Source organism: Pseudomonas sp. P1_C12, assembly GCF_056406435.1.
The window spans coordinates 17,507-32,244 of sequence record NZ_JBFUAE010000022.1 but is presented as its reverse complement, the minus strand read 5'-3'; the positions used below and the strand labels follow the sequence as shown (position 1 = coordinate 32,244).

Here is a 14,738-nt window from a genome sequence, read left to right as displayed (position 1 = left end):
TGTGTTCAACGCAAAACCACTGTAGGAGCGGGCTTGCCCGCGAAGAGGCCGGTCCAGGCAGCTCAAATATCAGGGTTTGAAACCTTGAGCCAACAACCAACTCCTGACCATCCTTCCCTGTTCTGTGGTTAACCCAGCCAACACCTGCTCTGCCGGTTCACTGCGCAACCGCCGCACCAACGCCGCCACCTCAATCCCCTGCACATGCCAGATGCCCAACGGCTGATCCGACGTGATCACCACCTCGGCCTCATCGACAAAACCTTCACGCAACACCGGCGCCCGTTCGATTTTCAGTGCCGCAAAATCCACCGCGGCATGGGCCACCTCGGCGTCCGGCCAACTCCGTCGTGCCTGCCAGAACGGCTGATCCGGCCAGCGCTGCTCATCGGCATAAAAATCCCGGCCGATTCGCGCAAAACGCAAAAACAACTGCTCCACCCGCTGCTGATGGAAACGCTGGGCCAAAGCCGCTCGTTCGGGTTTGCACAGCAGCGTGTTGATCACCGCCGGCGCCTGCAACGCCGAGGACAACGACTGAAAGATCCCGTTGCCCGACAGCGGGTCGACGGCCATTGCCGCATCGCCGACCCGAATCCAGTTTTCGCCACACACCTGCGGGCTCAGAATCGCCGTGCTGCTGCGGGCGTGCAGTTGTAGATCACACTCCGCTTCGCCGACAAAAAATGCGGCGGCCAGCTTCGAACCCAGGCGCCGCTGCCGGCAGTAATCGAGCAACATGGCCTTGCCCGGCAACCCGGCGCTGGCCACGTCCACCGTCCATTGCCAGTAGCACTGACCGTCGGTGCGTCGCGCCATCCACGCCCAGCCATCCTCAAGGCTTTCCACGGCACTGGCGGTGCTGCCCGGCGAGCCTTGCCAGCGATTGAGCAAGCTGACCGTCTCGGGTCCACGCAAGCCTTTGCCGATAGCGGGGGCCTGACGTCCGCGGGCCTCGACGAGAAACGGAGTGAGCAGCGGTTCGCGGCCGTCGATTTCGATTCGATGGCCATTGGTCGATGACTGAACCGTCAGCACCCGGCCTTCGATCAGCTCGACCCCCGCCAGGCGCAAATCCTCACGCAGGCCTCGGTCAAACACCGGACGGTCGAGCAAGTACTCGATGTTCTGCGCATGGTGCTGGCCATTCCACGAGACCTGGCGTTGAGAAGGCGGCGCCGCTTCCGCCAACGCCTGATGCAGGCCCGCGCTGCGCAAGGCATCCAGAACCCGCACGGACACGCCTTCGAGCGCGGCAAACCGGCGCCATTCGCTGATCAGCGTGACGCCATGGCCCAGCCGCTGTAGCCCCAGCGCGACGGCGGCGCCGGCCGGTCCGGCGCCAAGAATGACGATGTCGGTCATGGCCCGAAGCGCCGTTCAGGGCCACGGTAACGGGCATGCTCGCGCAACCACTCGATGACTTGCGCATTGCTGGCGTCAGGCTGTTCGGCGAGGAACCCGGCGATGTGCCCGCTCAAGGCGGCACAACCGAGGCTCGCCCCGGATTGCCCCGGATAGGTGCCCTGCACACACGCGGCGAAATCCGCCTGGGCAGTGTTGAGCCACGACCATTCCTGCTCGGCGCAGCGCGCATCGCCGGTCACCCGCACCACCTGCGGATAGTTCGCCGGGAACACCCCTTCCCCCTGGGCCGGGCTCGACGCACACAGCAGCACGCCCCGCGCCACTGCCGCCGCGCAGGCCACGCGCAACAGGCTGCGATCCTGGCGCAGGCCAAGGCTCAGATTGATCAGTCGCACGTCCTGCGCCAGCAGCCAGTCAATCGCCGTGGCGATCTGCAAGGCGCTGGTGACACCGCGCTGGTCGAACACCTGCGCCACGCAAAACAGCGCCGAGGGGGCACGCCGGCCGATCGCCTCGATCACCGCGCTGCCATGCCCCAGCGGGTCGTCGCGCAACTCGCCCTCGGCCAGACCGTCTTCGAGCAATGCAAAGCGCCGACCGGCGATCACTCGCACCCGCTGTGCCGCCGAGTGGCCGCTGTCCACCACACCAATACGCAATTCAGGTTTCATGCAGCACCGTCTTCGAGGTCAGCACGCCGTCGAGCAATTCGAAACGCAGATCGGCATCGGCCAGGGTTGAGGGGCGATGGCTGATCAGGATGCGCGTACGCCCGGCGAACAAGCGGTCGATGGCGTCGATGACTTCGCGCTCGGTGGCTTCATCCACCGCGGACGTGGCTTCATCGAGCACCAGGATCAAAGGGTTCTGCAACAGCGCCCGGGCAATCGCGATGCGTTGCTTCTGCCCGCCGGACAACTGCTGACCGCGCTCGCCCAACGGACTGTCGAGGCCTTCGGGCAAGGACTCGATCAGGCTGTCGAGTTGCGCCAGTCGCGCCACTTCGGCAATCGCTTCGCGGCTGGCGTCCGGCACCGCATAGGCCAGGTTGTCGGCGAGGCTGCCGCGAAACAGCACGATGTCCTGGCTGACGATGGCGATGCGCCGACGCAACTGGAACAGGTCCAGTTCGCGCAGATCGACGTCGCCCAGCAGTACCCGGCCCGATTGCGGATCGTGATGACGTTGCAGCAGGTCAATCAGGGTGGATTTACCTACGCCGGAGCCGCCGCTGAGGGCCACTTTCATACCGTAGGGAATCCGCGCCTCGATGCCGCGCAAGGTCGATTGGCGGCCGGGATGGGCGAAGTGCACGTTGTCGAACCAGAGATCGCCGCCATTGGGCATCGGGCGTGGCGTGGCGGGCGTCAACACGGTCGGTTGTTCGCCGCGCAATTCCATGACCCGGCCGAGGCTGACCGTCATCCGCTGAATCGCGACGTAAAGCCCGAGCAGACTCTGCACCGGCCCCACGGCCATGCCCAGGTAAGTGGAAAACGCAATCAGGGCGCCGAGTTGCCAGGTGCCCTGCACCACCCAGTAACCGCCGATCAAGAATGCGCAGGCCCGGGACAGCGAGGTCAGGGTACCGGGCACGGCCTGGGTGAAAAACTCGGTGACTTGCAGGCGCAGCAACTGGCTCATGTAGCCCTGCCCCAGCGTCTCGAGGCGCCGCGCTTCGCGCTGTTGCTGGCCGGCGGACTGGATGAACTTCATCACCGGCAGCGTCTCGACCATGAACGACGACATGTCCGCCGAACGCTCGCGCAACTGCCGCACATCGCGCTCGACCTTGCGCCGCATCCAGCGCAGCCAGAGGACATCGAGGGGAATCAGCACCACCGCCAGCAGCGAGAGTTTCCAGGACAGCGTCAACAGCATCGCGATGGCAACCACCAGGCCGATCACACTGGACACGGCCGAGAACAGCGAATCCACGGCAAACCGCTGGATTTCCGCGACATCGCCATCGAGGCGCGACATCAGGTCGCCGATGCGCCGCTGGCCGTAGAAGCTCGGCGACAGGGTTTGCAAATGCCGGTAAAGGTCATCGCGCAGGGCAAACAGCATGCGCCCGGACAGGCGCGTGTGCAGGTAGCGGTTGATGCCCGACAGCGCCGTGCCCAGCAACCCGGCGACGATCATCAGCCCGGCAATCAACACCAGCATCGGGAAGTTGCGCGCCAACAGGCCATCGTCGATCAGCAGTTTGGTCAGCCACGGCTGCACCAGCACCAGCGCCGAGGCGCAGACCGACAGGCCCAACAGCCCGGCAATCGCCAGGCGATGGGGCCGCACAAAGCTGTACAGCCAGCGCAGCGACGCTTGCAGCGCCTCGGGGTTCTGGCTGTCGATCAGCCGAACGATCAGGCGCTGCATCACGAACGCAACTGTTTGAGCTTGCGATAAAGGGTCGCGCGGCTGATGCCCAGGGCGTCGGCGGCGGCCGAGACGTTGCCCTGGTGCGTGTCCAGGGACTGACGGATCAGCTCCAGCTCGTTTTCCCGGATGCTGCCGGCCTGGGGCCGTTCGCTGGCGGTCAGCTCGTCGAGCATGCTGTCGGGCAAGTGATCGATGGTCAGCACGGTTTCATCCGGCTCGCGCATGGCCAGCGCGGTGCGCAGGACCATCTCCAGTTGGCGGATGTTGCCCGGCCAGTGATAACCGCCGAGCAAGCGATTCAGATCGTCGTGCAGGACAGCGTTGGGGGCGCCCAGTGTCGTCAGCATGCGGTTGACCAGCGCGGCGAAATCTTCGCGCTCGCGCAGGGCCGGGAGCATCACGCTGATGCCGTTGACCCGGTAGAACAGGTCCTCGCGAAAGTGTTTTTCTTCCACCAGACGCTTGAGGTCGCGATGGGTGGCGCAGATCAGCGCAACGTCGATGTCCTGCTCTTCCCCAGCGCCCAGGGGCGCGACCTTGCGATCCTGCAATACCCGCAACAGTCGGGCCTGCAAGGCCAGGGGCATGTCGCCGATTTCATCGAGGAACAAGGTGCCGCCATGGGCCTGCTGCAAGCGCCCGACCATGCCGCCCCGGCGTGAACCGGTGAACGCGCCTTCGCGATAGCCGAACAGTTCGGACTCGATCAGGCCTTCGGGAATGGCCGCGCAGTTCACTGCCACGAAGGGTTTGTCGCAGCGCGCTCCGGCCATGTGCAGGGCGCGGGCGATAACCTCTTTACCGGTGCCGGTTTCGCCCAATAACAAGACCGGCAGTTCATTGGCCAGCCCCTGGCGGGCCATGCGCAAGGCACGGGCGTAGCGCGTATTGCTGCCGGCGAGCGCTTCCAGATCCGGTTGCGCCTTGGCCGGTTTCGCGACAGTGCGCGGCGGGCTGCTGACGTTGATCGAGCGTTGCGGCGCACGCAGGGTTTTGTAGAAGAACTCGCCCTTGGCGGTTTGCAGGCTGCCGGCCCCGCCCTGGTGCAGACGCGCCAACAACTGCAGGCCGTCGACTCCGAGAAACTCCTCGCAGCGTCGCCCGACCAGGGCCGAGCGCTCGGCGTTGAGCAACTGGCAGGCCTGGGCGCTGACCGCGAGGATCTGCCCGCCGAGACTCACCGCCAGCAAGCCTTGCCACGGGGATTCCAGATATTGCCTGCGGCTGTGGAAGGCCAGGACGATTTCGTCGGGATAACTGGCGTTGAACACCCGGCTTTCGATCTGGCTGACGGCCATGGCCAGCAGCGCAGTGCTGTCGTGGGCGCGGCCGAGCGGGCCTTCGCGGGTCAGGTCGAGGACGCCAAGAATGTCGCCTTGAGGGCAATGGATTGGTACCGAGGTGCAGGAAAAATCACTGAGGCGATCCAGATAATGTTCGCCGCAATCGATCAGGGTCGGCCGGGCTTCCACCAGTGCCGTGCCGAGGGCGTTGGTGCCGCGGACCGCTTCGCTCCAGCAGGCGCCCAGGGTGATGTCCTGCAGGCCGCTGCCCTTGAGACGGTCGGCGCGGCCTTCGACGGCGAGGATGGTGGCGTCGGAGTTGGCCAGGATGATCAGCCCTTCCTTGCCCTGACGCTCGGCCAGGTAATCGATCGCCGGCAACGCGGCATCGATCAATAAGCGATTGCTGGCCAACAACACGTCGAGGCTGGCACTCGATTCCAGCGCCAGCTCATGCTTGGCATTGAAATGCACGCCATGGCTCAGGCTGCGTCGCCACGAGGCATCGATTTCCGCACGCAGGACGCCATCCGGCACTTCGCCTTCCAGGTGCAGTTTTTCCCGGGCCAGCCGGGCTTCGCGATGCAGTTTGGGGGAGTTTGTTTTTATTAGCGTCATCAAGCGCTCCGGGTCGTCCGCCCTGCGCCTTCATACGTCGGCGCCCTGCCGCAATCTTTACGTTAACGTAAGGGCTATGGCAAGTGCCGTAGGGCGCTTGTGTTCCGTCAGGTGGACCGGGTTATCGTTCATCGCGGGCAAGCCCGCTCCCACAGTGTCCGAGTAGAACCGCAGATTTGTGGACGACGCGAAACCTGTGGGAGCGGCGGTGCGGCGATCCGACTTGCCCGCGAAAGCAATCTTCCAGACACCCAAGATCTCAGAGCTGCCAAACCTCAGGGCTCACAAAAAACGCCCGCGCATTATCCTCCAGACTCTCCAGGTGATACCCGCCCTCCTGCACGATCAGGCACGGCAACCCAAGGCTGCGAATCCGCTCACCGAGCACGGCAAACCCTTCGCGGGTCACCGCCACTTTGCTTTGCGGGTCCAGTTCGAAAATGTCGAAGCCCAGGGACAGCACCAGCACCTCGGCGCCAAAGTCCGTCACCGCCTTCAGTGCTACATCCAATTGCTCCAGAAAGTCGGCCTCGCTGGCGCCATGGGCCATCGGCAGGTTGAGGTTGAAACCCTCGCCCGCCCCGACACCGCGCTCATCGGCGAAACCTGCGACACCCGGATAGACGTTGGTCGGATCGCCGTGCACCGAAACGTAGAGCACGTCATCACGCTCGTAGAAGATCTCCTGAATCCCTTGCCCGTGGTGCATGTCGGTATCCAGCACCGCTATCCGCGAAAAACCGGCGCGCAATACCTGGGCGGCCACCGCCGCATTGTTCATATAACAGAAACCACCCGCCGCTTCGGCCCGGGCGTGGTGACCCGGTGGACGGCACAGGGCATACGCTGCCGGTTCACCCTCGAGCAACGCCCGGGCACCGGCGATGGCGCTTTGCGCCGACCAGTAAGCCGAACGCCAGGTTTGCTCGCCCACCGGGCAACTGCCATCGGCCAGATAGCGCGCGGCTTGCGCGAGAATTCCGCGCAGGGCATTGGGTTCGCGGACAAAGATGTTCGACATCACTTCGTCACCCCAATCTTCGGGAATCTCTTTCCAGCGCTGATGGGCTTCCTGCAAGAACGCCAGGTACGGTGCGCCGTGCACCGTCAGCAGCAGAGCGAGCCCGGCATCGGCCGGTTGCTCAACGGTAAAACCCAACGCATGAGACGCCTGCACCAGGCGCTGCGCACGCTCCGGCACTTCCTGCGGCGTACGCATCTGGCCACGGGAGTAGTAACTGCGTGGATGGTGGAGCAATTGTTCGGGGTGGAAAAAACTGCGCATGGGATAAATTCCTGTCAGCGAACGTAGGTCTTGAAACCAACCGCATCCCACTGTGGGAGCGAGCTTGCTCGCGATGAGGCCAGCACATTCAACATTGATGGCGACTGATCCACCGCTATCGCGAGCAAGCTCGCTCCCACAGGGATCGTGTTTATTCAGTGCTTCCGGCGCGGGCCAACACGGCGTTGAGCAACACATCAGTGCCCTGGCGCACATCCTCGGGCAGTACGTCTTCGGCTTCGTTGTGGCTAAAACCGCCCACGCACGGGATGAACACCATGGCCGTCGGGCAGAACCGCGCCAGGTGGATCGCGTCATGTCCGGCGCCTCTGACAATCGACTGCTGAGCGTAGCCCAGCGCGTCCATGGCCTGTTGTACCGCCGCCACGCAGTCCGCGTCGAACGGCGTCGCCGGGCTGATCCAGTGCGGGGTGATCGCCAGTTTCAAACCGCGAGCGTCGGCGATCGCCTGCAGCCGCCCACGGACCTGTTGCTCCATCGCCTCGATGGTTTCATCGCGGTGATGACGCAGGTCGACGGTGAAGTTCACTAGACCCGGGATGGTGTTGTGCGACGACTTGTTGATGCCCAACTCACCGACCGTGGTCAGGCCTTCGGGGGCGAAGTCCGTCGCTTTTACTGTTTGTAGAACGCTTATGCGTGGGCCTTCAGTAGAAATTAAAAATGTGTGCATGCCTCAAGGTAAAACTTGAGCCTGGCCTTAAACCGCTGGAGCACCTGTGGGCGGAGGCTTCCACCTGTGAACTTCGACAAGCCGAGGACGAAATGCAAAAACTGAAAATGCTGCGTCCAAAAATCTCGGGCAAAAAAAATGGCCATCCCAAAGGCGGCCAGGAAAACAGGTGTTGATTCGAAGCAGGAGCTAGCGATTGCGCGCGAGTTATCGTACTGGCATTTCGATTGCCATTTTATGTTCAGCACGCGGAATCAGATGGGCAACCAAGGCGTGCCATCCCATCGTCAGACGCTGAATATTCAACCTTGCTCTTGCGATCAACCGGCTCTTTCCAAAGCGGAAAACAGGCTGACGAACTCCAATGAAAGCTTATGGCGTGGCGCCAAGTGGATCATGGGCATCGACGCTTCATGGGACTCACGCATTTTGACCGTGCTGCTCAAATAATCCGGTAATACGGGCAAGCCTTCGGCCAGCAACTCGTCGATCAGCGTCTGGTGCACGCTGACACGCGCCACAAACTGGTTGACCACCACACCTTCCACGATCAACGACTCATTATGGTCAGCCTGCAACTCGGCCACTTGCGCGATGACGCTATAGAGCGCCTGACGAGAAAAGCTGTCGCAATCGAATGGAATCAGCACGCGGTCGGCGGCGATCAGTGCGCTGAACGTATAAAAATTCAGGGAAGGCGGCGTGTCGATATAAATGCGTTCGTAATCTTCGGAAAGCTCCACCAACAAGCGGCGCAGCTTGTTGATCTTGAATTTGGACTCAAGCTTTGGCTGCAGATCGGCAAGCTCGCGGCTGGCCGTGACCAGGTGCAGATTGTCGTAGCGAGTATCGGTGATGGCCACCCGATTCTTTTTGCTGGCCGGGCCGCTGGATAAGGTTTGCTTGAAGAAATCGGCAATCCCCATGGGGATATCATCGCCTGTCAGCCCTGTCAGGTATTGGGTCGAGTTAGCCTGAGGATCGAGATCCACCAGCAGCGTCCTGTAGCCTTCGGCAGCACTGACAGCCGCGAGATTGCAGGCGATGCTGGATTTGCCAACGCCTCCTTTTTGATTGAACACAACTCGACGCATGTGGGAGGTAACCTGAAAAAAGATCTCCCTCGATCATAGGATTGAAACATTTCAGTAATATTTCTACGCGACAATTTTGTTTCATTTTTAAGACAGCAACTGCCATACCCTGACTGTGTCATCCGAGATGCAGTTAACGATAGGCGTGCCTGTACTTATGGCATTACAAGGAGGTCGACAATGCAATGTTCACTGGATGAAATACGCCACCAGATCCTGGACGCACAGCCGGTGTTGAAACGACTCGATATCGAGATGGAAGGGATTCAGTTTGATCCGCTGGTACCTTCAAGCGTCACGGCTGCCTACGCCAAGGTAGATCGGGTGATTGAGCATCTGTTGGCCCGGTTCAAGGCAAACCCCATCCTTGGGCCGTTAACGACAGAGCTGAAGTCCCAATATCTTGATGGCATTCGAGCGAAGGTAGCGCATGCCAGGAATGGCAAGTAGCCTGGAACTTCGTTAGCCCGGTGTCGCTTGGGACTCTTCAAAATGATGCCGTAACAATGGCATCTCTCGCTAATAGCCAACGCAGACACGCTCTCGCCCATAAAAATCCCTCCTGGCAAGCGAGATAAATAGCTAGCTATTTGTTAGTGAAAGTCTGAAGTATTCATTTGAACTTTCAGATTCTTTCTGTGTGCGGCCTGTGTCTAACATCGACTCCACAGCGAACCAGGCGCTTGGCAGCCTGGCGCCGTCGAAGTGCTTTTGCAGCAGGCCCTGGGATTTTTGAGGATCACCGATGAAGCTGGAAATTTTCCGAACGCTGTGGGGCTATACCGCCAGCAAGGCTCAGGCGCTCGAGGAGTTGCTGCACGCGGGCTTTGACGGCATGGAAGCACGCCTGCCACTGAACGCCCGTGAACGGACCGAGTTCGGCGCTTTTCTCCAGGCCAATCGCCGGGGCTATATCAGCACAGTCTTCACCGCGTACGACGTGCTGCCGGACCAGTCGGCAACGCCTGCCGTTCACCTCGATGACCTCGACCAGAAACTCGCCTGGGCTGCCGAACTCGGCCCACGCTTCGTCAACGTGCTGGCGGGCAATGACCGCTGGTCCTTGCCACAACAAGTGGAATTTTTTGGCCAGGCGCTGGATCTGGCGCGCAAGCACGGCCAGGTCTGCAGTTTCGAAACCCACCGCTCGCGTTCGCTGTTCAACCCCTGGGTGACCCTGGAGTTGATCCGCCAACTGCCCGATCTGTTGTTCACCAGTGACATCAGCCATTGGGTGGTGACCTGCGAGCGCCTGTTGAATGACCCGGCCGATGACCTCAGCGCTTTCATCGAGCGGGTGCACCATATCCAGGCCCGGGTCGGTTATGACCAGGGGCCTCAGGTTCCGCACCCGGCGGCTCCCGAATATGCAAAAGAACTGGCTTTCCATCAGCAGCACTGGGAAAGCATCTGGCGCTCACAGCAAGCCCGCGGTTACCAGGTCAGCACCCTGACCCCGGAATTCGGCGCCGACGGCTACCTGCATCATTTGCCCTTCACCAATGTCCCGGTCGCCGACCTGTGGTCATTGAACGTGTGGATGGGCCAGACCGAGCGCGAACACTTCGAGCGTTTCACCCACTCAAGCCATCCTTAGGGAGCCGATGCGTCATGCCTGACAATAAAAACAACAGCGCCAGCACTGACACACACAAAGCCAACTTCAACAGCATTCCGGTGGTCAACATCGCCGGTCTGTTCAGCTTTGAACTGGAACACAGACTGGCCGTGGCCGAACAATTGGGGCGCGCCGCCAGCGAGGTCGGGTTCCTCTATATCACCGATCACGGCATCGACCCGCAACTGATCGCCAACCTGCGCCAGGCTGCCAAAGACTTTTTCGACCAGCCCTTCGACACCAAGATGCGTCACTACATCGGCACCTCACAAACCCACAAGGGCTTTGTGCCCGAAGGCGAAGAGGTCTATTCCAAGGGCAAGCCGGACCACAAGGAAGCCTTCGACGTCGGCTTCGAAGTCCCGGCCGATGACCTGCTGGTGCTGGCCAACACCCCGTTGCTGGGGCCCAACGACTGGCCGCAGCTGCAAGGTTTCAAGGCCTCGGTGCAGGCCTACTATGCAGCCATCTTCGCCTTGGGCCGGCGCCTGTTCGGCGGCTTCGCCCTGACCCTGGGCCTGGAAGAAAACTATTTCGACAGCCTGGTCACCCGTCCGCCGTCCAAGCTGCGCCTGATCCACTACCCCTTCGACGGTGCCGCCCATGATGCACCGGGTCTTGGCGCCCATACTGATTACGAGTGCTTCACCATCCTTTTGGCCGACAAACCGGGCCTTGAGGTGATGAACAATCTTGGCCAATGGATCGATGCACCACCGATGGCCGATGCCTTTGTCGTCAACATCGGCGACATGCTGGAAGTGATGACGGCAGGCGCTTTCGTTGCCACTGCGCACCGGGTGCGCAGCGTGAAGGAGGAGCGTTATTCCTTTCCGCTGTTTTATGCCTGCGACTATCACACCCAGATCAAGCCGCTGCCCGGGTTCGCCCAGGCAGGTAACGACTACGAAGAAATTACGATCGGCGAACACATGTATGGCCAGGCGCTGCAGACCTATCAGTATCTGCGCCAGAGGGTGGCCAACGGGGAGGTTCAACTGCCAGGCAAGGCACGCAAGCCCGCCAGTTTCGGACATTTGAAAAATCAGGCGCAACCGTCCTGATTGAAGTTTTCAGCTACCCCCTACCTACGCCGGAGTCAGTAAATAATGAAAAACAATAAAAAAACCCTTTTGAGCCTGGCTGTATTGGCAGCCGGCATGTTCGGTGCTTCGGTGAGCATGGCCGCGGCAGACACGTTCAAGGTCGGCATGGAAATCACCTACCCTCCTTTCGAGTCCTACGACAAGGACAAAAACGTGGTGGGTTCGGACCCCGAGCTGGCAACGGCTCTGGCCAAGCAAATGAACGCCGAGGTGGAGTTCGTCGACACCAAGTTCCCGAGCCTGATCCTCGGCTTGAACTCCGGCAAGTACGACGCGGTCATTTCCGGCATGTACATCACACCGGAGCGCCAGACCCAGGCCCAGACCATCGCCTATGCCAACACCGGTGCCGCGGTCATGGTGCCCAAGGGCAGCGAGATCAATGCAAAAAAGCCTGAAGACCTGTGCGGCTTGAAACTGGGCCTGGAACAGGGCACGACCTGGGTCAAGGAATTCCGCAAGCTGTCCGATGAATACTGTGTGCCGAACAACAAAGGCGCGATCACTGTCAGCGAGTACCCTTCGGCACCCGAAGTAACCCAGGCCCTGCTGTCCAAGAACATCCAGGCCCAGGTCGAAATCGCCGGCGCGGCAAAAATGATCGCAGAAAAGACCAACGGCCGGGTGGTGATCACCACCGAGCATCCGATCTATCAGCAAACCCTGGGCATCTTCGTCAAGAAAGGTAACGACGAAACCTACCAGGCCGTGCAAAAAGCCTTCGAGGAGAGCAAAAAGAGCGGAGAATACGCCGCAATCCTCAAGAAATATGGTTTGGAAGAACCGACTGCCAACTAAGAACCTGTCCTTGTAGTCTGGTTATCTGCCTGCCCTGCACCGGGGCGGCAGATCGAGGTGCCCCATGCAATTCGATTGGTCGTATTTCTTATCCCTGTTCTCCCTGCCGGACTTCTGGAAGGCCTGCGTCACGGTGGTCCAGCTCAGTGCACTGGCCTGGTTCATCGGCATGCTGCTGGGTTTTGTCCTGGCCACGGCCAAGCTGTCCCAATCGCCCCTGCTGCGCATTCCCGCGGCGGTCTACATCTGGTTCTTCCGCAGCATCCCGTTGCTGGTGCTGGTGGTGTTCGTCTACAACCTGCCGCAATTGTTTCCCGGCAGCGGACCGATTCTGTCCAACCCCTTCTACGCAGGCCTGCTGGCCCTGGTGGTCACTGAAGCGGCGTACATGGCGGAAATCCATCGTGGCGGCCTGATCTCCGTGGCCAAGGGCCAGAAGGAAGCCGGACGCGCGCTGGGTGTCGGCCTGTTCGGCATGCAACGCCTGATCGTGATCCCCCAGGCTTTCCGCATTTCGCTGCCCACCCTGATCAATGAATACATCACGGTGGTCAAGCTGACGTCGCTGGTCTCGGTCATTTCCCTGACGGAAATCCTCACGGTCGGCCAACGCCTCTATGCCACCAACTTCCTGGTCATGGAAACCCTGGCGGCGGTGGGCGTCTACTACGTGTTGATCGTCACCGTGTTCGGTTATTTCCTGCAGCGTCTGGAGCGCTACCTGGACCTGAACTTCCGCAAGCCGCACACGCTCGACGCGGCCACCATCGCCCGCTTCAAGGCCAGCGCCGAAGCCTTGCCCGACACTGCGCGCAAAGCCGCCGGCAACAACGCAACGCCCATCCTGCAACTGAAGAACATCCAGAAGAGCTATGGCACGCACAAGGTGCTGCTGGGTATCGACCTTAATGTCGAATACGGCCAGGTGGTCTCGATCATCGGGCCATCCGGCTCCGGCAAGACGTCGCTGATCCGCACGGTCAACGGCCTGGAAAGCATCGATACCGGCGACATTCTGTTGTTCGGCGAAAAATTCATCGAGGCTTCGGACAAGCCCAACAGCTCCCGCCTGCGCAAAGGCGTGCGGCACATCGGCATGGTGTTCCAGAACTTCAACCTGTTCCCGCACCGCACCATTCTCGACAACGTCACCCTGGCACCGCGTTACCACGGCCAGCCGGGCGAGCTGAGTGAACATCGCGCCTATGCGCTACTGGACAAGGTCGGCCTGCTGGCCCATGCCCACAAGTACCCGCACCAGCTCTCCGGCGGGCAGCAACAGCGCGTGGCGATCGCTCGAGCCCTGGCGATGGAGCCGCAGATCATGCTGTTCGACGAGCCGACCTCGGCCCTCGACCCGGAACTGGTCAACGACGTGCTGAACGTGATCCGCGACCTGGCGAAAGAAGGCATGACCATGCTGATCGTGACCCACGAAATGGACTTTGCCATGTCGATATCCGACCGGGTCGTGTTCATGGAGAACGGTAATATCCAACTGGATGCCGCACCTGAAACCATACGATGCGATGCCAAAGGAGAACGAGTGCGGCGCTTCATGGGAATCAGTGCCCGATCGCCAAGCCTGTCTGCAACGCTGGATCATGCATGAGCATGGTGCTGCCATAGGCGCCCCCTTACATTGAGCTTCCTTCTTTCAGGAAAACCCGCATGAATCTTGGAATAGCAGGACGCTGGGCGCTGGTATGCGCCGCCAGCAAAGGTCTGGGCAAAGCCTGTGCACAGGCTCTCGTTAACGAAGGCGTGAACGTGGTGATCACCGCACGGGGCGAGCACACGCTGAATGAAACAGCCCGTCAGCTCAGGGTGATAAACCCTGAAGTGACGGTCATCGCCGTAGCCGGAGACATATCGACGCCCGAGGGCCGGGCGGCAGCGCTCAAGGCCCATGAGCATTTCGATATCCTGATCAACAACGCTGGAGGCCCTCCCCCCGGGGATTTCCGCGAATGGAATCGCGACGCCTGGCTGAAGGCGCTGGATGCCAACATGCTGACCCCTATCGAGCTGATCAAGGCAACGGTAGACGGTATGGCGGCACGCGGATTTGGCCGAATCATCAACATCACGTCGAGTGCCGTGAAGTCCCCTATCGAAAGCCTGGGTCTGTCCAATGGTGCGCGCAGTGGTCTGACGGGGTTTATCGCAGGGCTTGCCCGGCAAGAAAACATTGCCAGTCGTAATGTGACGATCAACAACCTGCAACCGGGCTCATTCGACACCGATCGACTGCGTGACAACCTGGTCGCTGCTGCCCAGGAGTCAGGGCAAGACAGTGAGGCATTCCTTGACCAATGCCGTCGCGAAATTCCTGCCAGACGCTTCGGCTCAGCCGAGGAGTTCGGAGCGCTGTGTGCCTTCGTTTGCAGCAGCCATGCGGGCTACCTGACCGGGCAGAACCTGTTGATCGATGGCGGGGCCGTTCGCTCCAGCCAATAATGGGCAAGGGCTATGTAGGTGTACCCGGGCAA

The 14,738-nt window shown here is 60.9% G+C and carries 12 protein-coding genes and 1 pseudogene; 6 read left to right on the top strand and 7 right to left on the bottom strand.

The annotated features are described in order from the left end of the window. Positions 1–69 precede the first annotated feature (69 nt). The 7 genes and pseudogenes from qhpG to AC1D19_RS27005 form a co-directional block, all read right to left on the bottom strand. Positions 70–1,365 (bottom strand): flavin-dependent monooxygenase QhpG, encoded by a 1,296-nt coding sequence (qhpG, locus tag AC1D19_RS27035; RefSeq protein ID WP_477765148.1) that lies wholly within the window; start codon positions 1,363–1,365, stop codon positions 70–72. Further along, positions 1,362–2,039 (bottom strand): subtilisin-like serine protease QhpE, encoded by a 678-nt coding sequence (qhpE, locus tag AC1D19_RS27030; RefSeq protein WP_477765147.1) that lies wholly within the window; start codon positions 2,037–2,039, stop codon positions 1,362–1,364. Before qhpE ends, qhpG begins: the two co-directional genes overlap by 4 nt. Next, positions 2,029–3,747 (bottom strand): ABC transporter ATP-binding protein, encoded by a 1,719-nt coding sequence (locus AC1D19_RS27025; RefSeq protein ID WP_477765146.1) that lies wholly within the window; start codon positions 3,745–3,747, stop codon positions 2,029–2,031. The genes qhpE and AC1D19_RS27025 overlap by 11 nt, the downstream gene beginning before the upstream one ends. Further along, positions 3,747–5,651, bottom strand: a complete 1,905-nt coding sequence (locus tag AC1D19_RS27020; RefSeq protein ID WP_477765145.1) for a sigma-54-dependent Fis family transcriptional regulator — start codon at positions 5,649–5,651, stop codon at positions 3,747–3,749. Before AC1D19_RS27020 ends, AC1D19_RS27025 begins: the two co-directional genes overlap by 1 nt. Before the next feature lie 259 nt (positions 5,652–5,910). After that, entirely contained in the window at positions 5,911–6,936 is a 1,026-nt protein-coding gene (locus AC1D19_RS27015) for a histone deacetylase family protein (RefSeq protein WP_477765144.1), read from the bottom strand. Between the two features lie 151 nt (positions 6,937–7,087). Further along, positions 7,088–7,570 (bottom strand): annotated as a pseudogene (locus AC1D19_RS27010) (M20/M25/M40 family metallo-hydrolase); the annotation flags it as partial. 380 nt (positions 7,571–7,950) lie between these two features. Next, on the bottom strand, positions 7,951–8,724 hold the full coding sequence (locus AC1D19_RS27005; protein ID WP_477765143.1) for a ParA family protein: 774 nt from the start codon (positions 8,722–8,724) through the stop codon (positions 7,951–7,953). A gap of 180 nt (positions 8,725–8,904) precedes the next feature. On the opposite strand from AC1D19_RS27005, the gene AC1D19_RS27000 reads away from it, so the two are divergent. The 6 genes from AC1D19_RS27000 to AC1D19_RS26975 all read left to right on the top strand — a co-directional run bounded on the left by AC1D19_RS27000 (position 8,905) and on the right by AC1D19_RS26975 (position 14,706). Continuing rightward, complete coding sequence (locus AC1D19_RS27000) at positions 8,905–9,174, top strand: hypothetical protein (RefSeq protein WP_008051067.1); 270 nt, start codon at positions 8,905–8,907, stop codon at positions 9,172–9,174. A gap of 295 nt (positions 9,175–9,469) precedes the next feature. Beyond that, on the top strand, positions 9,470–10,321 hold the full coding sequence (locus AC1D19_RS26995) for a sugar phosphate isomerase/epimerase family protein (RefSeq protein ID WP_477765142.1): 852 nt from the start codon (positions 9,470–9,472) through the stop codon (positions 10,319–10,321). A gap of 14 nt (positions 10,322–10,335) precedes the next feature. Beyond that, a complete protein-coding gene (locus tag AC1D19_RS26990) occupies positions 10,336–11,406 on the top strand; it encodes an isopenicillin N synthase family dioxygenase (RefSeq protein WP_477765141.1) in 1,071 nt (356 codons plus the stop codon). 45 nt (positions 11,407–11,451) lie between these two features. Further along, positions 11,452–12,246, top strand: a complete 795-nt coding sequence (locus tag AC1D19_RS26985) for an ABC transporter substrate-binding protein (RefSeq protein ID WP_477765140.1) — start codon at positions 11,452–11,454, stop codon at positions 12,244–12,246. Positions 12,247–12,310: 64 nt separating this feature from the next. Next, positions 12,311–13,858, top strand: a complete 1,548-nt coding sequence (locus AC1D19_RS26980; RefSeq protein ID WP_477765139.1) for an amino acid ABC transporter permease/ATP-binding protein — start codon at positions 12,311–12,313, stop codon at positions 13,856–13,858. A gap of 59 nt (positions 13,859–13,917) precedes the next feature. Next, positions 13,918–14,706, top strand: a complete 789-nt coding sequence (locus tag AC1D19_RS26975) for an SDR family oxidoreductase (RefSeq protein WP_477765138.1) — start codon at positions 13,918–13,920, stop codon at positions 14,704–14,706. Positions 14,707–14,738: the final 32 nt, after the last annotated feature.